At 33.5% G+C, this 23,357-nt stretch carries 13 protein-coding genes, 3 tRNA genes and 3 rRNA genes; 9 read left to right on the top strand and 10 right to left on the bottom strand.

Annotated elements, in window-relative coordinates; all coding sequences use genetic code 11:
• Positions 1-88: 88 nt before the first annotated feature.
• The 3 genes from recN to ACZ5SO_RS02825 form a co-directional block, all read right to left on the bottom strand.
• A complete protein-coding gene (gene recN / locus ACZ5SO_RS02835; RefSeq protein ID WP_464626643.1) occupies positions 89-1,750 on the bottom strand; it encodes a DNA repair protein RecN in 1,662 nt (553 codons plus the stop codon).
• Entirely contained in the window at positions 1,743-2,609 is an 867-nt protein-coding gene (locus tag ACZ5SO_RS02830) for an NAD(+)/NADH kinase (RefSeq protein ID WP_464626642.1), read from the bottom strand. Before ACZ5SO_RS02830 ends, recN begins: the two co-directional genes overlap by 8 nt.
• A 62-nt stretch (positions 2,610-2,671) precedes the next feature.
• Positions 2,672-3,712, bottom strand: coding sequence for a DegT/DnrJ/EryC1/StrS family aminotransferase (locus ACZ5SO_RS02825; RefSeq protein ID WP_464626641.1), 1,041 nt, complete (start codon positions 3,710-3,712; stop codon positions 2,672-2,674).
• A 170-nt stretch (positions 3,713-3,882) separates the two neighbouring features.
• On the opposite strand from ACZ5SO_RS02825, the gene ACZ5SO_RS02820 reads away from it, so the two are divergent.
• Together ACZ5SO_RS02820 and ACZ5SO_RS02815 are read left to right on the top strand one after the other, a co-directional pair.
• Positions 3,883-5,007 (top strand): CdaR family transcriptional regulator, encoded by a 1,125-nt coding sequence (locus ACZ5SO_RS02820; RefSeq protein WP_464626640.1) that lies wholly within the window; start codon positions 3,883-3,885, stop codon positions 5,005-5,007.
• 100 nt (positions 5,008-5,107) lie between these two features.
• Positions 5,108-6,235 (top strand): glycerate kinase, encoded by a 1,128-nt coding sequence (locus ACZ5SO_RS02815; RefSeq protein WP_464626639.1) that lies wholly within the window; start codon positions 5,108-5,110, stop codon positions 6,233-6,235.
• 109 nt (positions 6,236-6,344) lie between these two features.
• On the opposite strand, the gene ACZ5SO_RS02810 is transcribed toward ACZ5SO_RS02815, so the two are convergent.
• The 7 genes from ACZ5SO_RS02810 to ACZ5SO_RS02780 form a co-directional block, all read right to left on the bottom strand.
• Positions 6,345-7,658, bottom strand: coding sequence for an InlB B-repeat-containing protein (locus ACZ5SO_RS02810; RefSeq protein WP_464626638.1), 1,314 nt, complete (start codon positions 7,656-7,658; stop codon positions 6,345-6,347).
• Between the two features lie 420 nt (positions 7,659-8,078).
• Entirely contained in the window at positions 8,079-8,903 is an 825-nt protein-coding gene (locus ACZ5SO_RS02805) for a Cof-type HAD-IIB family hydrolase (RefSeq protein ID WP_464626637.1), read from the bottom strand.
• A 116-nt stretch (positions 8,904-9,019) separates the two neighbouring features.
• Positions 9,020-9,130 (bottom strand): 5S ribosomal RNA (rrf, locus tag ACZ5SO_RS02800).
• Positions 9,131-9,206: 76 nt separating this feature from the next.
• Positions 9,207-12,148, bottom strand: a 23S ribosomal RNA gene (locus ACZ5SO_RS02795).
• Positions 12,149-12,198: 50 nt separating this feature from the next.
• Positions 12,199-12,272 (bottom strand) — tRNA-Ala (locus ACZ5SO_RS02790).
• A 148-nt stretch (positions 12,273-12,420) separates the two neighbouring features.
• Positions 12,421-13,962 (bottom strand): 16S ribosomal RNA (locus ACZ5SO_RS02785).
• Together the 16S, 23S and 5S rRNA genes with 1 tRNA gene alongside form the textbook arrangement of a ribosomal RNA operon.
• A 476-nt stretch (positions 13,963-14,438) precedes the next feature.
• Positions 14,439-16,427, bottom strand: coding sequence for a hypothetical protein (locus tag ACZ5SO_RS02780; RefSeq protein ID WP_464626635.1), 1,989 nt, complete (start codon positions 16,425-16,427; stop codon positions 14,439-14,441).
• Between the two features lie 623 nt (positions 16,428-17,050).
• Between ACZ5SO_RS02780 and ACZ5SO_RS02775 the strand changes: the two genes are divergently transcribed.
• The 7 genes from ACZ5SO_RS02775 to fusA all read left to right on the top strand — a co-directional run bounded on the left by ACZ5SO_RS02775 (position 17,051) and on the right by fusA (position 23,346).
• A tRNA-Lys gene (locus tag ACZ5SO_RS02775) sits at positions 17,051-17,123 on the top strand.
• An 8-nt stretch (positions 17,124-17,131) separates the two neighbouring features.
• Positions 17,132-17,203, top strand: a tRNA-Glu gene (locus tag ACZ5SO_RS02770).
• Between the two features lie 77 nt (positions 17,204-17,280).
• Positions 17,281-17,784 carry an asparaginase domain-containing protein gene (locus ACZ5SO_RS02765; protein WP_464626634.1) on the top strand — a complete coding sequence of 168 codons (504 nt, stop codon included), beginning with the start codon at positions 17,281-17,283 and terminating at the stop codon, positions 17,782-17,784.
• A 235-nt stretch (positions 17,785-18,019) separates the two neighbouring features.
• Complete coding sequence (locus tag ACZ5SO_RS02760; protein ID WP_464626633.1) at positions 18,020-18,601, top strand: hypothetical protein; 582 nt, start codon at positions 18,020-18,022, stop codon at positions 18,599-18,601.
• Between the two features lie 85 nt (positions 18,602-18,686).
• On the top strand, positions 18,687-20,054 hold the full coding sequence (locus ACZ5SO_RS02755; RefSeq protein ID WP_464626632.1) for an aldehyde dehydrogenase: 1,368 nt from the start codon (positions 18,687-18,689) through the stop codon (positions 20,052-20,054).
• Between the two features lie 52 nt (positions 20,055-20,106).
• Positions 20,107-21,000, top strand: a complete 894-nt coding sequence (locus tag ACZ5SO_RS02750; RefSeq protein ID WP_464626631.1) for a hypothetical protein — start codon at positions 20,107-20,109, stop codon at positions 20,998-21,000.
• Between the two features lie 306 nt (positions 21,001-21,306).
• On the top strand, positions 21,307-23,346 hold the full coding sequence (gene fusA / locus ACZ5SO_RS02745) for an elongation factor G (protein WP_464626630.1): 2,040 nt from the start codon (positions 21,307-21,309) through the stop codon (positions 23,344-23,346).
• Positions 23,347-23,357 lie beyond the last annotated feature (11 nt).

Here is a 23,357-nt window from a genome sequence, read left to right as displayed (position 1 = left end):
GTACTATAACAAATAAATAAAACATCAAATTTATATCATATCAATTAATTTTAATATTAAAACTATAAATTTTAATACTATAGCTATATCAGTTTAATAATGATTTAGCATGTTCAATTGATACTTTAGAATCACTATCACCAGATAACATCCTAGCTATTTCAACAACTCTATCTTCTTTTGATAATTCAACAATAGTTGTATAGCTCAAATCATTTTTCACATATTTTTTTACCATAAGATGTGAATTAGCCCTACTTGCAATAGAGGCTAGATGAGTTATAGCAATAACTTGTGAGGAAGAAGCCAAATCTAGTAAAGCTTGGGCAACGTTTGTTGCAACCTCTCCTCCAATTCCAGCATCTACTTCATCAAATATTAAAGTTGAAACATGGTCTTTTTCACTTAATGTTGCTTTTATTGCAAGCATAACTCTTGAAAGTTCTCCGCCACTTGCTATTTCTTTAATGCTTCTCATCTCTATTCCTGGATTTGCACTTAATAGAAATTCTGCATCATCAATTCCATCTAAATGATAATCTCTTTGTTTTAACTCTATCTTAAAAGTAGCATGTTTCATTCCAAGTTTTTTCAAAGTTTTTTCAATTGAAGAGGATAATTTAAGTGCAGATTTTTTCCTTTGTAAACTTAAAGCATAAGCTTTTTCTTTTAAATCCATCTTAGCTTTTTTTAAATTCTTTTCAATAAAGATTATATCATCTTCACCATTATTGAGAGCATTTAATTTTGAATTTATATTATTTTTAAATTCGATAACATTTTTTAATGATGGTCCATATTTTTTCTTAATTTTTTGTAAAGCGGCAAGTCGACTTTGCATTTGATCTAATTCAACCTGGCTATATTGCATATTATCTAAGTAATCTCTCAATGTCTCAAAAATATCTTCTATCTCTAATGTACAACTTTTCATCCTTGAAGATAAGGATACTAGCGAATCATCTTTTCTGCCAACTTTTTCTAATAGTTCACCACAGGTTTCCAAATTATTTAAAGTACTAGAGCCCTCATATGAATTATGTAATATATCTATAACATAACTAATATTATCATGAATCTGTTCAAACTGACTTATTTTTCTAATTTTATCGCTCAAATCTTCATCTTCATTTTCTTTTGGTTTAACACTTTCTATTTCCTCAAAAGCATATTTTAAATAATCTTCTTGCTGTTTAGATTCTGTGATTAACTTTTCAGTTTCAGCTTTTTTATTTTCCAAATCTTTTACCCTTTGGTAAACATCTCTATATTCTTTTAGAGATTGGAAAGTTTCACCATAGCTATCAACTAATAAAAGTTGTTTTGAACTTTTCATTATTGATTGGTGAGCGTGTTGTGCTGATATATCTACCAAATAGGAGGAAAGCTGAGATAAAATTTTCCTATTAATAACTTCATTGTTTATATAACTTAATGTTCTTCCATTTGTTTTTATTATTCTTTTTATTATCAGAGTATCATCACTATAATCAATATTATTTTGGTTTAAAAAATCTATCAGTTCTTTATCTGTTTTATCAATATAAAATTGACCTACAACACTAGCACTTTCAAAGCCATGTCTTATAGAAGTAATATCAGCTTTCCCACCTAAAAGTAGAGAAAGTGCAGATAGCATTATCGATTTACCTGCCCCTGTTTCACCGGTTATTACACTAAAGCCATCTCTAAAATCAATATGAATGTCTTCTATGAGTTTAAAAGCGTGTATATCTAAACACTCAAGCATTACCTCTTCCTCCCGACCAATTTAATTTATCTCTTAATATATCAAAATTAGTCCTACTATTAGTAACTAATAAAATAGCTTTTGTTCTAGATTTTCTAATTTCGACAATGTCATTTTCATAGACTTGAGCATTCACTTGCCCATCTAGATTTACCATAATTTCTGTTCTTTGTTTCTCTAAAATTTTTAATGAAATTCTTCTTTCACTTGAAACAACTAAAGGCCTATTAGAAAGAGTGAAAGGACAAATTGGTGTACAAACTAGAGCTGATAAATCATTATCAACAATTGGGCCACCTGCTGCTAGGGAATAACCTGTACTACCTGTAGGAGTTGAAACAATCATCCCATCAGCCCTAAAGTTTCCAAGTAATGTATTATCTACACTCATATCTAAAGTGATAACTTTACTAAGTCCGTTTGAGGTTACAACAACCTCATTTAAGGCAGTCCCACCGAAAACAACTTCACCTTTTCTAATAACAGAGGCTTTGATAGTAGATCGTTTATGTAATAAATGATTTCTTCCACCCTCAATATATGAATTTAAAGTGGATTTCCACTCATTTAAAGATACTTCAGTAATATAACCAAAAGTTCCCATATTAACAGGTAAAATAGGAACTCCTAAATCTTGTAAATGTCTAACACAATATAAAACAGTCCCATCTCCACCAAGAGAAATAATTAAGTCAATTTTTCCTTTATAATTCATAGAAGAAGAATCAGAATTAGTTTTAAATAAAGTTGAATTAATATTAATTTTATCCAAATACTTTATTATAGCATTTGATACTTCTTTGACATGGTCTTTTTGCCAATTGGCAACAATTAATATATGTTTTAATTTTTTTGACATAGAAACTCCTAATAAAATCTAGCTTTCTACCTAGTGTAATTTGGCAGAGATATATTTTCTTACTACGGTAAATTTGATATAACTTTTACTAAAATATCTATTTCACTTGATTTTAGAAATGGATAAATTGGAAAAGCAACACCTCTCAATATTGCTGCACTAGCATTTGGGTATAATGAATATTGATTTTTATAATCATTGCCTACACTATTTGAAAACATCTTCATACATGTAACATTATATTTTTTTGCAAATTTAATCACGTCTTCGGGATTTGACTCCAAAACGACAGGAAAAGACCATCCATTAGAAAAGAAATTAATATCTTTTTGCCCAAATAATTGATGGTTACTCTTCATAAGAGCTTTCTTAAACATATTAAAAATTTCATTTCGTTTTTGTAGATGTTGTTCAACATCATGAAGCTGTACAACACCTAAGGAGGCATTTAAATCTGGCATAACTTCATATTTTGAGATGGGTTGATATATTCTTTTTAACTCATCTTTAAACCTTGTAACATCATCATATAATATTGCTGCTCCACCACCACAAGATACTATATGTTCTTGTTCAAAGGCACAAATTACTATATCTGAAAAGCAACCAGCATAATAATCATCAAACCTAGAACCGAAGCTTTGAGAAATATCTTCTATTACTGTTATATTTAAACTTTTAAAATCTTCATTATAAGGAATTTGACAAAACGGTTCACATAAGAGTAATACTTTTGCTCCTGTTTCATTAATTTTATCAAGCACGTTAGATGCACTTAAACAACCCGTTTCTGAACTAATATCTACAAAAACTGGTTTTGCTTTTAAATTTTTAATTGCAAGAACATAAATTTTAGGTGCTAAAATTGAAGTGATTACATAATCTCCTTCCATTACACCTGAAATCTTTAAAGCTGAAACAATAGCATTAAAATAGCTTCTTAGTGCTATTCCACCCTTTTTACCTAGCTTTTCACAAAGAATATTAATAAATTCTTGTTTCTTTGCTCCTGGCCCTATTTTCTCATCAACCATGGTTTGCAATACAGATTGCATATCTTTTCTTCTTAATGTTGGTTTATAAAATTCAATATTATCTGCCACAATATCCTCAATTTCAATAATTACTTATATATATAATATATACGATATTAGAGATTTTTTCTTTATTTATTTTAATTTTTTTATTAATCATTATTTATTATCTATACTATTTATCTTTAAAAAAAGAAAAATATCTACAAAGCTATTATAAATCATGATAGTATATTTTTATGGAATTATCAAAAACAGATGCTAGGGAAATAGTAAAAGAAATTTCAACTCTGTTAAATAAGAAGTTGAATATAATGAATAATAAAGGAATTATTATAGCTAGTTCCGATAACAAAAGAATCAACACCTTTCACGAAGGCGCATTTAAAATAATTAATGAACAATTAAAAGAACTTTCAGTTTTTGAAAAAGACCTAGACTTACAAGGCACCTACCCTGGTTTGAATTTTCCTATTGAAATTAATGGAGAGATAGTTGGAGTTGTCGGTATAACTGGCAATACTGATGAAACAAGATCTTTTGGAAACATTGTCAAAAAAATGACAGAAATTCTCATCGAGGGCAAGGCTCGTGAAGAAGAAAAACTAAATAAAGAGAAAGTTAGGAACTATTTTTTAATTGATTGGATTTCTTCACCTAATACGATTTTTAATACTCAATTAATTCAACGTGGTCTTGATTTAAATATTGATATACAAAAGCAAAGAAGAATCATTTGTATTGAAATTTCTATTTTAAATAAGAATATTTTGCTAAATTTAGAAAAAAAAGTAATCAATAAACTCTATTCTTTTAACCAATCTAACTTAATTTTTAAAGAATCAACTTTTATTGTTTTAGCAACTGAATTAATTGATAAAGAAAAACTTAATAATCAACTGTTAAAAATTATTGAAATTAGTGAAACTGAAAATGCTAAGATATTTATCGGAATAAGTAATGAAACTGTAGACTTTTATAATATCCACTCTCTATATTTAAATGCTAAACACGCCCTAAAAATTCAAAGAAGCAAAAATATTAATGGTTTTTCATATTTTAGTGATTTATATATGGATTTAATTTATGAACAAATACCTAGTAATACTAAAAATTTAATTTTAAATAAGGTTTTTGCAAACTACAACAAAGACAATCTCCATAAAGTAATTAATATTTTAAAAAAATATTATGATACTAATTGCTCAATAAATAAGGCTTCTTCCTTGTTAAATATGCATCCAAATACTCTTCAATACCATCTAAATAAAATAAAAGATACTACTACTTTAAATCCTAGAGATGTAAGAGATTCTATGATATTTCAACTTGCTATAGAGTTTTTCCAAGATTTAACTAACTAATATTAGTTTATAAACCAAATTAATCTCCTAAATTTCAGTTTATAAAACGATTTATATCATAAAACTATCATGGTATTATTATATTTACATGGAGGAAAAAATGAAAGTAGTAATTGCATCTGATTCTTTTAAAGGTAGTGCAACATCTCTTGAGGTTGCTGATGCTATTGAAAGAGGTATACATAAAGCAGATAAAAACGTAATCGTAGACAAATTTCCCGTTTCTGATGGTGGTGAAGGTCTTCTTGAAGTAGTTGGAAGTTTAGAAGGATTCAAACAAGTTGAAATTAGTGTTAGCGATCCATTATTCAATAAAATAAAGGCTAGTTATGTAAAAAATGATGAAACAGCTTTTATTGAAATGGCTGCAGCAAGTGGTCTTCCCCTAGTTGATATCGATAAGAGGAACCCTCTTTATACTACAACATATGGAACTGGTGAATTAATTAAAGCAGCCTTAGATAGTGGTGTTAAAAATCTTGTTATCGGAATTGGTGGTAGTGCAACTAATGATGGTGGGATTGGAATGTTAACAGCCTTAGGTGCTAAATTCTACGATAATAATGATGATTTAGTAAAACCAATTGGAGAAAATCTAGCTAAAATAAAAAGATGTGATTTTTCAACTTTACACAACAAAATAAAGTCAACAAATATATCTGTTGCATGTGATGTAGACAATCCTTTATGTGGAGAAAATGGCGCAAGTTATATTTATGGACCACAAAAAGGAGCAGATGAAGAAACTGTAAAATTTCTAGATGAAAGTTTAAACAAATTTGCTAAACTTGCGAATAAAGAAAAAGAAGCTTTAGAAAAAGGTAGTGGAGCAGCAGGCGGTTTAGGTTTTGCTCTTAGAGCTTTTTTAAATGCTGAGTTAAAAAGTGGAATTGAACTAGTTTTAACTGCTATTGGATTTGAAGAGGCTGTTAAAAATGCTGATCTTGTTATTACAGGAGAAGGTAAGATTGATGGTCAAAGTAAAAGAGGAAAAGTTCCTGTTGGAGTTGCAAAACTCGCAAAGAAATTTAATGTACCAGTAATCGCAATAGCTGGTGATATCGGAGATGGCACTGATTCTTTATATAATTTAGGAATAGACGGAATTATCTCTACAACAAGTAAAGCAATGCCTTTAGAAGTTGCTATGAAAAATTCTCTTAAATTAAGTGAAGAAGCAGCATTTAGATTGTGGAAAGTTCTTCAAATTAAATTAAAAAATATTTAAGAAAACTTTTTTTTAAACGTAAATTTTGGTTTATTCGTCATAAATAATTAGATAAATCAGAGGGCTTAAAGCATATTGCTTCAAGCCCTTTTTATATTGTTTAGCTTTTTTATGGTTCTAAAGAGAACGATCTAATTGGCCTTATATGAAGTTTAGCAGATTTATTTAAATCTTTAGAGTAGTTAAAATCGCCAAAATCCCTAGCTTTAGCTCCATTACTATTAGATTCAGTAGAAGTCCAATATTTTTCTAGCACAAACCCTCCTTTAAAGGTTACTCCATTATTTAAGTTTTTGTAAATTTCAGCTAATTCTAATAAGGATGGTAAATACCAATCATCATAAGTTTCTACACCCACAGTAATAGAATAATCATCACAGACTTTTGCGGCAACTACCCCATCATTATACTGATAATAGTCTGTAGGATAATTGTAATAATGCTCTGGATATGGGCCTAAGTTTTCATGATACTCTATAATAGATAGAGTATTACTCAATCCTATACCAATTTGATAATAAGCAACATCAGAAAGCTCAATTTCATAACCTTGGGCACCCCATTGAAAAGCACCATCAGTTCCATCATACCAAGATTCAGGAGCTGCTTCTAAATACTGCCACCCAGCTGTTATTGGATCTGGATTTTCATAAAATACCCAGCCACCTGCAGGTCCAATAAAGGGTTCAAAATCCCATATCGCATAAAGAGTAAAATTTTCAGTACCTTCAAAATAATCTCCATTGTTAATTAATAAAGTACCTTCTTCATCTTTAGACCATTTTCGAAATGAATGCCTTTCCCAAGTTGGAGAGGGAAGATTACTATAATAATCATGATAGACAATAGATCCTGTCGGTGGATCTAAAAGAGGTCCTCCTTGAGTATCATATGTTATTATATATGTATTAACTTGCCACTTTGCATAGAGGGTATGATTTGAAGCATTTGTTACTATTGAAGTTGCACTAATTTCTTCGCCTGTATCATTTTGAGTAGTTTCCCATTTGATTAAGGTATGACCTACTTTTGTAGCAGTGGGTAGAGTGCCATATGGCTGATCTAAAGAAACGTTTAGAGTGTTAAAAGTAAGGTTTTCTCCCCCATTTACATTAAAAGTAACTGTTATAGAATTTTCTATCCACATTGCAGTTAAAATTATATCTTGAGTAATTGGAGTATCAAAGTCCCATAAATTATTTTCATTATACCAACCTTCAAAAGTATAACCTGATTTTGTTGGGTTAGAGGAAGGAGTAATTGCTTTTTGATTTGCTATTATTAATTGGGTTTCAACTGAACTACCACCAGCACTATTAAAACTTACCTGATACTCATTCATCTCTATTAGACAGCCTAATAGACTCACTAACATACACCCTAGCAAACAAAATATTAACAATCTCACATTTTTTACTTTCATTTATTACTCCTTAAATAATTAATAGTAAACTTATTAATTTGAGCTGTCAATTTTTTTTGCTATAAATATTTGCTATTTTAAACTTTATTTTGAAAATCTATTTTAAAAAATAAAAAATAGTAAATTAAGATAAATGAAAATCACAATTAATTCTCTATTGGGATTAAAATTAGTAAAAACCAAAGACTCTGTATAAGCTAAATATGATGAACAATAATCAAACAGAAATTTTATACTAATGTGTAGAATATTTATGTATAACAATAATGAAAAAAATAAAATATTAATTTTCTAGAACTATAATAGGTATATTATAAGAGCAATATCATGTAAAAAAAGTAGTTGATTAAATTTCATTGTATTATAAACATAATTAAATTATGTAAATTATAATACTATATTCTCATCATATATATTTATCTAGAATAAATTAGTATTATTTTTTATAAAATGAAATATACCATCTTGAGAATTAGACTTTGTTGTATATTTTGCTACTTTTTTAATAGGCAATTTAGCATTTCCCATTGCAACAGTATTTGGTAATTTTGTTAGCATTTCAATATCGTTGTGATTATCTCCAAAGACTAATACTTCATCATCCTTGATACCTTCTAATTCTAAAACCCTCTTTATTCCATAATACTTATTAGATTTTTTATTCAATATTTCTAAATAGTTTGGATGGGCTGTGGTAATATATAAATTTTCTTCAATATTTTTGGTATGATTAAATATTAAAGCTTGTAACTCTTCATTATATCCTTGGTTTTTACCAAAGAATTCACATTTTAAAGCTATATCTTTATCAAAATCAAAAAGATCTTGATTAATCAAGTTTTTCCTATCGTCTCCTGAATCTTTAATATATTCTTCGATTTTATTCTCTTCCATATAAATAAAATATGGAGTGTAAATATTTAAACTTACATTTATCTGATGAGATAATTTTAATAAATATTTAATTGTATCAGAACTTATGGAAATACTATCTATAATTTCTTTAGTAGTAGGATTAAAAATTAATGCGCCATTAGCTAACACCATTGGAACATCTATATTCAAATCTTTTGTCATTACAAGGGCTGTTTGAGGCGTTCTGCCTGAAGCTATTATTAATTTTACACCTGCTGCTTTAGCCTTTAATAAAGCATTTTTAGTATTCTCTAAAATTTCCAAATCTGGAGAAAGCAGTGTACCATCTAAATCTAAAACGATCGCTTTTATATTTTTTAATCTGTTCATATTTTTAACTTAAGATTAAAGATATTTAGAAATAAAATCAATTAGATAAAAAAATAATTGTTAAATTTAAAAAGGTAAAAAAAAAATACACCCAAAGGTGTAAAAATAAAAAAAAGGCCCGGCAGCTACCTACTCTCCCACATAATTGTAGTACCATCGGCGTGAGAGCGCTTAACTGCCGTGTTCGGGATGGGAACGGGTGTGTCCACTCTGCTATGGCCACCGGGCCAACTTAAACCTAGAGAGCTAAATAAATTTAGCTATCGAGTTTAAGTGCGATATTCTAGGGATCGCAACGATAATATGGTCAAGCCTCACGGCTAATTAGTACCGATAAGCTGAACATGTCGCCATGCTTACACTCTCGGCCTATCAACCAGATATTCTCTCTGGTTCCTTCAGTCCTCTTAAAGAGGATGGGATGTCTCATCTTGGGGAGGGTTTCCCGCTTAGATGCTTTCAGCGGTTATCTCTTCCAAACGTAGCTACCCAGCACCTGCCGTTGGCACGACAACTGGTACACCAGAGGTTTGTCCACTTCGGTCCTCTCGTACTAAAAGCAGAACCCCTCAAACATCCAACGCTTGTGGCAGATAGGGACCGAACTGTCTCACGACGTTCTGAACCCAGCTCGCGTACCGCTTTAATTGGCGAACAGCCAAACCCTTGGGACCTGCTCCAGCCCCAGGATGCGATGAGCCGACATCGAGGTGCCAAACCTTGCCGTCGATATGAACTCTTGGGCAAGATCAGCCTGTTATCCCCGGAGTACCTTTTATCCGTTAAGTGACGGCGCTTCCACTCGCTACCGCCAGATCACTAAGACCTACTTTCGTACCTGCTCGGCTTGTAAGCCTCGCAGTCAAGCCACCTTGTGCCTTTACACTTGAGGGATGATTCCCAACCATCCTAAGGTGACCATCGCGCGCCTCCGTTACACTTTAGGAGGCGACCGCCCCAGTCAAACTTCCCGCCTGACACTCTCCCCTAACCGGTTTCACGGCCAGGGTTAGAAAACTGGAAAAGGAAGGGTGGTATTTCACCAACGACTCCGCGCAAACTGACGTCCACGCATCTACGTCTCCCACCTATCCTACACATCCTTGTCCAATTTTCAATGTCAAGTTGAAGTAAAGGTTCACGGGGTCTTTCCGTCTAACCACAAGTATCAGGCATCTTCACCTGAACTTCAATTTCACCGGATCTCACGTTGAGACAGCGCCCATATCGTTACACCATTCGTGCGGGTCGGAACTTACCCGACAAGGAATTTCGCTACCTTAGGACCGTTATAGTTACGGCCGCCGTTTACTGGGGCTTGAGTTCGCAGCTTCTTGATAAATCAATAACCACTCCCCTTGACCTTCCAGCACCGGGCAGGTGTCAGTCCATATACTTCCCATTGCTGGTTCGCATGGACCTGTGTTTTTGGTAAACAGTCGCATGGGCCATTTCTCTGCAACTCACTCTCGTGAGCCATACTTATCCCTAAGTTACGTATGCATTTTGCCGAGTTCCTTAACGTGAGTTCTTCCGTACGCCTTCGCATTCTCAGCTCGCCCACCTGTGTCGGTTTATAGTACGGTCCCTCAGTGCCTTACCTTAGAAACTATTTCTTGGCACGACGACTACACGCGCTTCTTACTTCCGTAAAAGTAATCGCTCACAGCTCCTCTTAGTTAACGGATTTGCCTATTAACCTTAACGCATCGCTGCTTTGACAGGGACAACCGTCGCCCTGCCGCGTTTCGCCCTATGCTTCGTTCCATCGAAACACTGAGAGGTGCGGGAATATTGACCCGCTTCCCATCGACTACGACTTTCGTCCTCGCCTTAGGGGCCGACTAACCCTTGGGTAGATTGACTTTACCCTGGAAACCTTAGGCTTTCGGCGGAGGGGGATCTCACCCCTCTTTTCGTTACTCATGCCTGCATTCTCTCTTCTGTCCCGTCCACCAAAACTTCCGTCTTGACTTCATCCGTACACAGAATGCTCCCCTACCCACAGCGTCTAGCGCTGTGCCGTAGCTTCGGTGATATACTTAGCCCCGTTGGATTGTCGGCGCATGACTACTCGACCAGTGAGCTATTACGCACTCTTTGAAGGAGTGGCTGCTTCTAAGCCAACCTCCTGGCTGTCTGTGCAATCATACTTCCTTTCCCACTTAGTATATCTTTGGGACCTTAGCTGACGGTCTGGGCTGTTTCCCTCTTGACGACGGCCCTTATCAGTCGCCGTCTGACTGCTACGCATTGTACCACGGCATTCAGAGTTTGGTTAAACTTGGTACCCGGTGAAGGGCCCGCATCTATCCAGTGCTTTACCTCCGTGGCAGTCCACGTAACGCTAGCCCTAAAGCTATTTCGGGGAGTACCAGCTATCTCCAAGTTTGTTTAGCCTTTCACTCCGAACCACAGCTCATCGCAACCCTTTTCAGCGGATTTACGTTCGGCCCTCCACTAGATTTTACTCCAGCTTCAGCCTGGCCATGGTTAGATCACTTGGCTTCGGGTCTACCACATGCAACTTATCGCCCTATTCAGACTCGGTTTCCCTACGGCTCCAGGACTCCTATCCCTTAACCTTGCTACACACGGTAACTCGCAGGCTCATTCTACAAAAGGCACGCCATCACCCTTTCGGGCTTTGACCGCTTGTAAGTCCACGGTTTCAGGTTCTCTTTCACTCCCCTCCCGGGGTGCTTTTCACCTTTCCCTCACGGTACTATGCGCTATCGGTAGCCGCCGAGTATTTAGCCTTGGAGGGTGGTCCCCCCAGATTCCGACAGGATTTCTCGTGTCCCGCCGTACTCAGGTAGTGCATCCAATTAGAGTATCTATTTTCGACTACAGGGCTTTCACCTTCTCTGACAGACCGTCCCAGAATCTTTCGTCTAATAAATACTTTTCTTACTAATCGGGATTCCCCCGATGCACCCCTACAACCCCAAACACTTAAAAGCGCTTGGTTTGGGCTCTTCCCCCTTCGCTCGCCGCTACTAAGGGAATCTCATTTTTGATTTCTACTCCTGCTGGTACTTAGATGGTTCAGTTCCCAGCGTATACCTCTATTATGCTATTTTATTCACATAATAGTGACAATCATCCAGACTGTCGGGTTACCCCATTCGGATATCTGCGGATCATAGGGTGTTGGCCCCTCATCGCAGCTTTTCGCAGCTAACCACGTCCTTCTTCGCCTGGCGGCTCCTAGGCATCCTCCGTGGACCCTTATTCGCTTGACCATATTATCTTTACAATCCCTTACGCTATATATGTCAAATATCTCTTCTTTTGGAGGCAAGGGGACTCGAACCCCTGACCCTCGGCTTGCAAAGCCGATGCTCTAGCCAACTGAGCTATGCCCCCGTTGTCTAAAATTATAAAAGAGCGGGAAGAGAATTTTCTGCAAATTATTTTAAGAGGGTCTTTTTGTGATAGGTCTTCCACCTATCGGATAACATCCTATGTTTGCAGTATTAACTGTGAGAGGTTAATACTTTACCTTTCTTATTAGAAAGGAGGTGATCCAGCCACACCTTCCGGTACGGCTACCTTGTTACGACTTCACCCTCCTCGCCAAGCATACCTTCGGAACCGTCCCCCCTTACGGGTTAGACTAGCGACTTCGGGTACCCCCAACTCGGATGGTGTGACGGGCGGTGTGTACAAGGCCCGGGAACGTATTCACCGCGCCATGCTGATGCGCGATTACTAGCGATTCCAACTTCATGGAGTCGAGTTGCAGACTCCAATCCGTACTGAGACCGGCTTTTTGCGATTCGCTTAACCTCGCGGTTTCGCTGCGCTTTGTACCGGCCATTGTAGCACGTGTGTAGCCCAGGACATAAGGGCCATGATGACTTGACGTCGTCCCCACCTTCCTCCGGTTTGTCACCGGCAGTCCCACCTGAGTCCCCACCATAACGTGATGGTAACAGGCAGTAGGGGTTGCGCTCGTTGCGGGACTTAACCCAACACTTCACAGCACGAGCTGACGACAGCCATGCAGCACCTGTATATCGACCCCGAAGGGAAAACCTATCTCTAGATTCGTCCAATATATGTCAAGCCCTGGTAAGGTTTCTCGCGTATCATCGAATTAAACCACATGCTCCACCGCTTGTGCGGGCCCCCGTCAATTCCTTTGAGTTTCACCCTTGCGAGCATACTCCCCAGGCGGTACACTTAATGCGTTAGCTTCGGTACTGAGTGTAACCACCCACCACCTAGTGTACATCGTTTACTGTGCGGACTACCAGGGTATCTAAACCTGTTTGCTCCCCGCACCTTCGCGTCTCAGCGTCAGTACATGGCCAGACATTCGCCTTCGCCACCGGTGTTCTTCCAGATATCTACAGATTTCACCCCTACACCTGGAATTCCAATGTCCCCTCCTGTACTCTAGTATTACAGTTTCCAGCGCGTTCCCTCGGTTAAGCCGAGATCTTTCACGCCAGACTTGCAATACCGCCTGCACGCCCTTTACGCCCAATGATTCCGAACAACGCTTGCCCCCTACGTGTTACCGCGGCTGCTGGCACGTAGTTAGCCGGGGCTTATTCCGGGATTCACGTCATCAGTCTGCCATTCCCTGCAAACCTTATTCCTCCTCCCGAAAAGAACTTTACAACCTCACGGCCTTCATCGTTCACGCGGCGTCGCTCCGTCAGACTTTCGTCCATTGCGGAAGATTCTTAGCTGCTGCCCCCCGTAGGAGTCTGGACCGTATCTCAGTTCCAATGTGGCCGATCACCCTCTCAGGCCGGCTACCCATCATCGCCATGGTAGGCTTTTACCCTACCATCTAGCTAATGGGACGCAGACTCATCCTCTCGCGACGCCTCAGCGCCTTTCCTTCTCTTATCTTGTGATAAAAGAGTATTATTTGGTATTACCCCATGTTTCCACAGGCTATCCCAAACAAGAGGGTAGATTATCCACGTGTTACTCACCCGTCCGCCGCTCTAGGCTAACCGAAGTTAGCTTACCGCTCGACTTGCATGCTTAAAACGCGCCGCCAGCGTTCGTTCTGAGCCAGGATCAAACTCTCCGTTATATAATTGTGGCCATAAAGACCACTATAATTAACAAATTAATTTAATTCCTGTCACTCGCTTAACGAACATTAGCTTATTTCATCTTTGTTCCTATTTTGAATTGACAGAAAGCCCTCTTTACAGCAATTTTCATCACTATAATTTGCTTTCTATTTCTCTTCCCTTACGCTCATAATTTCAAATAACAATTACATTTAGCCCTTTAAAAAAGAACTTAATGTTGGCACTCATTTTTTTTGAGCACTTCTGTACCATATCAGTTTTTAATCATTTAAGTCAATACTTTTTTTCGCATTTTTTTAAATAATTTACTAGCCATTTTTCAATAAACTAGTCGTTTGTTTAGGCACTGATAGGGACAATAACGCACTACAAAAAATTATTCAATACCTTTTTTAAATTTTTTTTCTTTATTTTAAATCTTGGCTTTTATATTAAAACACATCTGCACTTTTTTATGTTTTCTAAAAAGAATCTAATTAAATCTATTTAAAAAATATTCAACTTCTATATCATTAGAAGATTCTCTTATAGAATTATCAAAATTTAATGTTAAGTTTTCATCTTTATAATTAAACACAATTTCTTTATCACCTCGTTTTGCTTTTACATAAGGAGAGTCAAATCTATCGTAATCTATATCTTGAGCAATACCATTTACTGAGTACTCTTTATTAAATGTTAAATTTAATTCATTTTCGCCGTTATCATAAATAAGTGTACCATCATTCCAACTAACCTTATTATCTAATATAGATTTTTTAAAAGTATCTAAATTTTCATGTGATTCAACACTAGCTAATTCAGTTATCCAATAAGTATCCTTTCCTTTTTGAATAAGTTGGTTATTATCATGCAGTTCAAGTTCATTTTTAGCAATCAAAGCTATATAAGCTGAATCTTTTTTTGCAAATGCCATGTTCCCATTTATTTCCCATTGATCAAATTTATCTGTATCGAACCAACTGTAAGTAAAATCAAGAATGTTTGATTGCATAAATCCTGCTTTTTTAGGTAACCGATAAATAGACATTGCAACATTTTTATATTGCACAGCATCAGGTAAATATCCATAGCCTACCCAATATGTAGGAGAATTTCCATTTAAACCAGCCTGATTTTCATAAACTGCTGGATGGGTATTATATATGCAAATGTCATTACTGATTGTTGCACTTTGTATATGATGCTGATCACCAAAATCACCTGGATAATAATTTATTACAGTTGCCAACATAAAATCTTTAGTTTTGTATGTGTAATTATTACCTTGCTGCATAGCAATCCCATTAGTTTGTGGGTTTATTACAGACATTAATAAAGGAATCAAGCCTGTTTTTTTTAATACAGTGTAGTTTAATTGAGAAAAATCTTTTAAAAACTCATTAGCATACAAACCATATTCATCTAAAATATTTATAGTATTTGAAATTACTTGATGATTTGTAAAAGCCTCCATCCCCCATTGCATCATTACTGAGGAATTGTTTACTTGATTAAAGCCAAGTTCATTAATTTCAGATAACTTAATTCCTGATGAACTTTTAATTTCAACAGTACTATAATCTTTACCAATTAAATATAACACTTTAGGTATTTTATAATTTTTCATAGAAAGGAAATTCATCTCTAACCCTAATCTCTTATCTTCATTTAGATTGTAATCCCAAATAAAATCGACAACTCCTCTAAGTGCATTTCCCTCACCTGATTTTCTATTTTTTTCATAAGCTCTTGTTGTTGTAGATGTAAAATTCCCATAAAAAGACTGAGATGCAATATCATAAATAAGTAAATCCATTACTATCTTACTTTTTTCAACAATTTCTTCATTTTCACTAAAATCTATCAAATTAGCCAAAGCTGCTAAATCTTCAACATAATATTGGTTGGAGTACCATTCACTAAATCCAAACAACCATCGCTGCTCAAGCCATGTTAAAATTCTCTCTTCAGCCCTTATTTTATGCTGCTCTCCATTTAAACCTGTTTGTGAAAATATCTTATCACTAAACATTTGACCTGATAAATATTCAGATGTTGCAAAAAGTATCTGATGATTCTCCGACCAATAACACATTGAATCATCTCCTCCATCACTCATCCAATATTTAAAATTAACCAAAGTCTCCTCAATGTTTTTTCGACTTGTCTCTGTTAACTCATAATTATCACTATATAAAAAACGCAACAAAGTAATAGTTCTAAAATCAGAACCATCATATCTATTATTTACATATTCACACGCATATAAAATTTCTTCTTCTTTATATTCTTCTCCTCTTTCTAAATTTAAAAAAACATTTTTTAAATTTGAAGAAGGAAAATTATCAGAAGGAGAAGAAGAGACAATATTTAAATTGTTATTTTCTCTAACTTCAAATATTGTTATTATAGTTGCTAGTAATAGAATTAAAATAATAATTAAAATTATTAAATCCTTGATTTTTTTATTCTTTTTCACCCAATCCTTCTTTTTTTAATACACTAATTATCATTAATTTATTAAAAGAAACTATTCTATAACATATTCCATATAATAATTATTATATAATAGTGTATTTAATTATGATAATTATATTATATTTTACTAGTTTATGTTTTAGTCAAACTCTCCTAACATAATTTAACTTTATTCTAATGGCTGAAATAAATCAAAAACGCCAAGGAAAAATTATTTGTTTGAACTGTTTCAACTAATCCTAATTATTAAAATAAGATTGTCTTATTAAAAGTAATTTATATTTTCTCTATCTAATGTTTTATTTTCGTACACTATAAAATTTAAAAATTTAAACAAATCAAAATAACCTCGTATTTGGTCTGCACCCAATTTATTTTTACTCTATCAGTATTTTTAACTATATTTATATAGACATTTGGAGTAAATATATTTATATTCAAATTTTAGTTTCTTTATGAAACATCTACCATTAGTGTACTTTAGATAAATAACAGATATTTAATTTTATGGTAAATATTTACATAAATAAAGCTTTGTTGGATAAATATTTTCTTTTTCTGCTTTTTTTTAAGTAAAGTAGTTGACTCAATTTTATCCATTTGATATATTCCTAAGCGTTGCACGGGCTGCTAGCTCAGTTGGTAGAGCAACGCCCTTTTAAGGCGTGGGTCAAAGGTTCAAATCCTTTGCAGCTCAATTTTTATGTCTCCTTCGTCTAGTGGTTAGGACACCGGGTTTTCATCCCGGCAACACGAGTTCGACTCTCGTAGGAGATGTACCAGTTCGAAAGAACTGGTTTTTTTTTGCTTTAGATTTTTATTAATTTTTGTTATTATTTTTGAGGAGGTATATCATGGCTTCTGATATTAGAATTATCACAACTGGGGGCACATTTGATAAACAATATAATCCCATAGAAGGACAATTGACATTTATTGATTCTCAACTACCTAAAATACTTAAAGATTCTCGTTGCACAAGTAGCATAGTACTTGAATGTCCAATTGCCATAGATTCACTTGATATGAATGAACAACAGAGAAAAGAGATTGTAAGCAGCATGCTAAATAGTCCTGAAGATAAAGTCATTGTTGTCCATGGCACTGATACTATGACAAAAACAGCTGAATTAGCCCTTAAAGAAAAAAGATCTGATGATAATCATACGATTGTTTTTACAGGAGCTATGGTTCCATACTCATTAAAAGATAGTGATGCTGTTTACAATCTTGGTTGTGCTCAAATTGCAGTACAATTACTCCCTAAAGGGATTTATATTTGTATGAACGGAAGAATATTTAATGCTGGAAAAGTTTATAAAGATAAAAAAGCTGGAATTTTTAGAGAAATTGAATAATGTAGCTTTTGCCATAATCTAAAAAACAAAGATTGAACTCTTTCAAACATCTAACAAGGGAATTTATTGCAACTGTTTTATAAAAATGCATTAAATAACCTCTTATTTTCGTTATTTTATGATATTTTTATGTTTTAATTATGTACAAAAAAGATTTTTATTTAAAATTACAAATTCTTTATTGAAACTTAGCCATACTTATTATAATATATTAGTAATTAATTAGGAGAGACTTATGACAACAACTCAGTTATATCAAATGATTGAAGAAGAAATGTATGAAAAGCACAAGGAGAAGCCACGTGTTGATTACGATGTATTTCTATCGAACTGGTTCGTAACCCATTGTATCGATACAGCTTCAGATTATCCACTTGATAAATTGAGATTTGTTTGTCCTCAAAAGTTCTTTACTACTCTTCTCCATTGTGAAAGTGAAAAGCATATCATCTTATTAGCAACTTATTTTTTACCTGCTAATTATACTATTCCAGATCAAGTAATCAAAGATTTTGTAAATTATCCTGCTGAAACGTTCCATCCTAAGCACCCTAAGATGAGTCAAAATGCTTTATTTGAAAAAGCTCTATACGATAAGGATTATCATATTTCTATGACTATGGTTACAACAAGTACACAACCATTAGATGGTAGATCTTGGAATATGTTAAATAGATTTAATAAAGATTTAAATACAACTTATGATTGTAGAATTACTGCTCGTTATTTAGGTTTAGGTAATATAAAAACATTGTATCAATATAACGAAGATATTTATGCTTATGAAAAATTACTTGAACAAGAATTGACTTTATAATTAAAACGGAGTCTAATTTATATGAAAAATAGGAAATCCAAGACTTAATAGTTTTGGATTTTTTATATTTAAAAGAGGTAAATTTATGAATGAAATTGAAACTGCTATAACTTCTTTGAGAAAGTATTTTGATAGTGGAAAAACTCTCTCTTATAGTTTTCGATTAAACCAATTGAGAAAACTTAGTGCTGCTCTCTATACTTGGGAAGAACCTTTATTAAAAGCTTTATATGATGATCTAGGAAAATCAAAAGAAGAAGCCTATATGAGTGAACTATCTATTGTGAAAAATGAAGTTTTATACATGATAAAAAATCTAAAAAAGTTCATGAAGACTACAAAGGTTAAAACACCAATAATTCATTTTCCTTCAAATAGTTATATTGTTAAAGAACCGTTAGGAGTCGTACTAATAATGAGTCCTTGGAATTATCCACTACAATTAACTCTAGCCCCAGTAGCTGCGGCAATTGCTGCTGGCAATACTATAATAATCAAACCATCTAGATATAGTGAAAATACATCAAGAGTTATTAAGCAAATGATCAATTCTATTTATCCAAAAGAATATGCTCAGGTATTTTTAGGAGGCTCACAAGTAAACCAAGAATTACTGAATAATAAATTTGATTTAATATTTTTTACAGGTAGTGTTAATGTTGGTAAAATTGTAATGCAAAAAGCTAGTGAACATCTAACCCCTGTTGTCCTAGAACTTGGTGGGAAAAGTCCTGTATATGTAGACGCTAGTGCAAATATAAGAACGACTGCATCAAGATTAGCCTGGGGAAAATTCTTAAACGTCGGCCAAACTTGCGTAGCTCCAGATTATGTTTTATGTCATGAAAAAGTTTATCAAAAACTTTTATTAGCATTGAAAGAAGAAATAACACAAATGTATGGTGATAATCCAGTTTATAATGATGAATATGGTAAAATTATAAATGAAAAACATTTTAACAGATTAGCTCACTTATTAGATGAAGGAAATCTATCTTATGGTGGTTATATCGATCCTTCAACAAGAAAAATATCTCCTGCAATTTTAGTCGGTGTAGAATTGGATAGTAAAATTATGGAAGAAGAAATTTTTGGACCAATTTTACCCTTAATAAAGGTTTCTAATTTTGAAGAAGCTGTTAGTATCATTAAATCAAAACCTAAACCCTTAGCAGCTTATCTATTTTCTAAAAACAAAGAGCAAATTCATTATTTTAATAACAAAATTAGTTTTGGAGGAGGCTGTATTAACGATTGCATAATTCATTTAGCTAATTCTAACATGCCTTTTGGGGGAGTTGGTGAAAGTGGTATGGGTTCCTATCACGGTAAAAAAAGTTTTGAAACATTTTCTCATTATAAATCAATGACAAGAAAAAACAGTTTTATTGAAATAAAACTTAGAAAACCTCCTCTAAAAGGGAAAATGAAAAAAATTAAAAAGCTAATGTAAAATTCTTGCGAAATATAAAATTCACCTTTATCATTATTAAATGGGGGTTAAAATGAAAAGGGTAGTTCTTACAACTCTAACAATATTAATTGTTAGTATACATTTGTTTAGTTCAATTGATTTTACCGATGCTGATGATTTATATTATATGGATAATATTTCACAGTGTGAGCAATTATTAGAAAGCCAATTATCCACAGTTAGTAGCGATGAGGATAAATGTGAAATTTATTGGAGATTATCAAGGAATAAAGTTAGTTTGGGTGATAATAGTGAAGGAAATGATGAGAAGCTAAAACTCTATGAAAAAGGATTGGACTTAGCTCTTAAATCAATTGAAATAAAAGATAACCCAATGGCTCATCTTTGGAAAGCAAGCAACATTGGAAGAATTGGACAAACTAAAGGAATCTTAAAATCTTTATCAGCTGCTGAAAATATGAGAAGCGATCTAAGGATTATTTTAGATGATTTTTCTGCCTTAGATTCATCTGAAACTTGGTATGTTTTAGGAACATTATATACTTCAGTCCCAGGAGGCTTCATCAGTTTTGGAAATAAAAATTATGGTATTTCATACTACAGAATTGCAGTTGATACAATTCCTGATAAAGTAATATACCCCAACCATTATAAAGCACTAGCACTAGCTTTATACAATCGTAACTGGGATAAAAATAAAAGAGCTAAAGAATTTAAACAACTTTATGTTAATTGGAATAAAACAACAAAGCCTTATGATAAATATGCTTTTTATGAAGGATATAAAAAAGGTGAAAATATTCCTTATTACTCATTAGTTTCTTTAAATGAAATGACTGATAGACAAGAAGCAGTAATGTTGTTAAATTATGCTATAGCAAAGTACTCTGTATGGCCTTATCACAGCAAATCAGAGCAAGAGGCAATTATTGAAATTAAAGATTTAAAATCTCAATGGACTTAAATCATAAATTTATAAAACTTCTGAGCCGTTGCAAAATCTATTATGATTGGCAGCGGTTCTTTTTATTAATTTTTCCACCAATCTATTTTCAATTTAATAGTTTTTGTTAACAAAAAAGACTTTCTTATTTCACTATTTAAAAAGATTATCTTAGAACTCTATATAATCTTAATTATTAAGATTGAAAATAATAGCATTTTTTGATAACCTAATTTAGGTTTATTCTTTTCTATTTAAGAATTAAAAACAATATTACATATAAATAAAAAATTAGGAGTCATAACGATTTAAATCGTTTAACAGTTTATGATAGCAGACAAAACAAGAAATATAGGAATAATGGCACACATAGATGCCGGTAAAACTACAACAACAGAGAGAATATTATATTACACAGGAGAAAATCATAAGATTGGAGAAGTAGATAATGGCAATGCTACTATGGACTGGATGGAACAAGAACAAAATAGAGGAATTACTATTGCTAGTGCTGCAACTACTTGTTATTGGAAAGACCATCAAATCAACATTATTGATACTCCTGGCCATGTAGATTTTACAGCTGAAGTAGAAAGATCTCTTAGAGTATTAGATGGAGCTGTTGGCGTTTTCTGTGCTGTTGGTGGTGTTGAACCTCAAACAGAAACAGTTTGGAGACAGGCTGATACTTATAAAGTTCCAAGAATTGCTTTTGTGAATAAAATGGATAGGCTTGGTGCAGACTTCTTCAATGTTGTTGAAGAGATGAGAACTAAACTAAAAGCTAATCCTGTCCCCCTATTCTTACCTGTAGGTAGTGAAAATGATTTTAAAGGAATTATTGATTTAATTAACTTAAAATATTTAACATTTGATCAAAATGATTTAGGTCAAACTATTATTGAAAATGATATACCAGAAGATCTTGAAGCCTTAACTGAAGAATGGAGAGAAAATCTAATAGATAAAGCATCTTCTTTTGATGAAGAAATAATGGATTTATTTTTTAACGAAGAAGAAATTAGTCCTGCCATGTTAAAGGCTGCTATAAGAAAAGGATGTTTAAAGAGAGAATTACTCCCTGTATTCGTCGGCTCATCTCTAAAAAACATTGGTGTACAACCAGTTTTAGATGGTGTAATTGATTTTCTTCCTTCCCCATTAGATATTACTACAATTACTGGAAAGAATATAAAAAAGGATAAAGAAGTTCAAATACTTCATGATGAAAAGGCTCAACCTTTAGCTTTATTATTTAAAATTCAAATGGATAAAGAAGCTGGAATTCTCTCCTTTGTTAGAGTTTATCGCGGTAAGCTTAAAAAAGGTTCAAGCATCTTTAATGTGACTAAAGGAAAAAGAGAGAGAATCGGAAGAATTCTTAGAATGCATGCTGATAGAAGAGAAGATTTATCAGAATTAGTAGCTGGTGATATCGGTGTTATAGTAGGATTTAAAGATGTTCAAACCGGGGATACCCTATCAAGTGAAGGTGATAAAATTCTTCTAGAAGAAATGAGTTTTCCAACTCCTGTAATTTCAATTGCAATTGAACCAAATTCTCAAAATGATAGTGATAAACTTAAAAAAGCACTAAAGCAACTAACTATGGAAGATCCTACCTTTACATATAAAGATGATAGTGATACTGGACAATTAGTTATTAGCGGAATGGGCGAATTACATTTAGATGTTCTAGTTACTAGATTAACAGATGAAATGAAAATTGCTGCACATGTTGGTAATCCACAAGTATCATATAGAGAAAGTATTACAAGTGAAGCTAGCGGCAGTGAGAAATTTAATAGGATAATTGCTAACAAAGAAAATACAGCAGGTATTTCTTTAGCAGTAAAACCACTACCAAAGAAAAGTGGAAATTTATTAAAAATTTCAGCAAATACAAGAAATATCGATTCAAAAATTATTGCAGCTATCGAAAGAGGTATTAAAAACTCTTTCTTAAGTGGAATAAAATATGGTTATGAAGTATGTGATGTTGAAGTTACTGTTACTGAAATTGAATATGATGAATTGACAGCTAGTGAATTTGCTTTTGAAGCTTGTGCATCAATGTGTTTTGACAAAGTTTGTCAAAATGCAAACCCAGTATTAATGGAACCAATAATGAAAGTTGAAATAATAGTCCCAAATCAATATGTCGGTGAAGTTATAGGAGGCTTAACTAGCCGTGGTGGAATAGTTCATAAAATAGATTCTAAAACTAATGCTGATCATATTAGCGCTGAATCTCCATTGTCTAAAATGTTTGGTTATTCAACAGTATTAAGATCATCCACCCAAGGTAGAGGTAATTTTTCAATGGAATTTGATCATTACGCTCCTAAAAGCGAGAAATCTTATTAACAAAGGAAAAT

It is taken from the genome of Pleomorphochaeta naphthae, from assembly GCF_055396005.1.
This window is presented reverse-complemented; position numbering and strand designations above follow the sequence as displayed.

What these genes read in the sequence shown, in the direction of transcription:
- ACZ5SO_RS02750 (WP_464626631.1), top strand. Translation starts at nt 20,107, where the DNA reads ATGAAAAGGGTAGTTCTTACAACTCTAACAATATTAATTGTTAGTATA.
- ACZ5SO_RS02820 (WP_464626640.1), top strand. Translation starts at nt 3,883, where the DNA reads ATGGAATTATCAAAAACAGATGCTAGGGAAATAGTAAAAGAAATTTCA.
- ACZ5SO_RS02755 (WP_464626632.1), top strand. Translation starts at nt 18,687, where the DNA reads ATGAATGAAATTGAAACTGCTATAACTTCTTTGAGAAAGTATTTTGAT.
- ACZ5SO_RS02815 (WP_464626639.1), top strand. Translation starts at nt 5,108, where the DNA reads ATGAAAGTAGTAATTGCATCTGATTCTTTTAAAGGTAGTGCAACATCT.
- recN (WP_464626643.1), bottom strand. Translation starts at nt 1,750, where the DNA reads ATGCTTGAGTGTTTAGATATACACGCTTTTAAACTCATAGAAGACATT.
- ACZ5SO_RS02765 (WP_464626634.1), top strand. Translation starts at nt 17,281, where the DNA reads ATGGCTTCTGATATTAGAATTATCACAACTGGGGGCACATTTGATAAA.
- ACZ5SO_RS02830 (WP_464626642.1), bottom strand. Translation starts at nt 2,609, where the DNA reads ATGTCAAAAAAATTAAAACATATATTAATTGTTGCCAATTGGCAAAAA.
- fusA (WP_464626630.1), top strand. Translation starts at nt 21,307, where the DNA reads ATGATAGCAGACAAAACAAGAAATATAGGAATAATGGCACACATAGAT.
- ACZ5SO_RS02805 (WP_464626637.1), bottom strand. Translation starts at nt 8,903, where the DNA reads ATGAACAGATTAAAAAATATAAAAGCGATCGTTTTAGATTTAGATGGT.
- ACZ5SO_RS02760 (WP_464626633.1), top strand. Translation starts at nt 18,020, where the DNA reads ATGACAACAACTCAGTTATATCAAATGATTGAAGAAGAAATGTATGAA.
- ACZ5SO_RS02810 (WP_464626638.1), bottom strand. Translation starts at nt 7,658, where the DNA reads ATGAAAGTAAAAAATGTGAGATTGTTAATATTTTGTTTGCTAGGGTGT.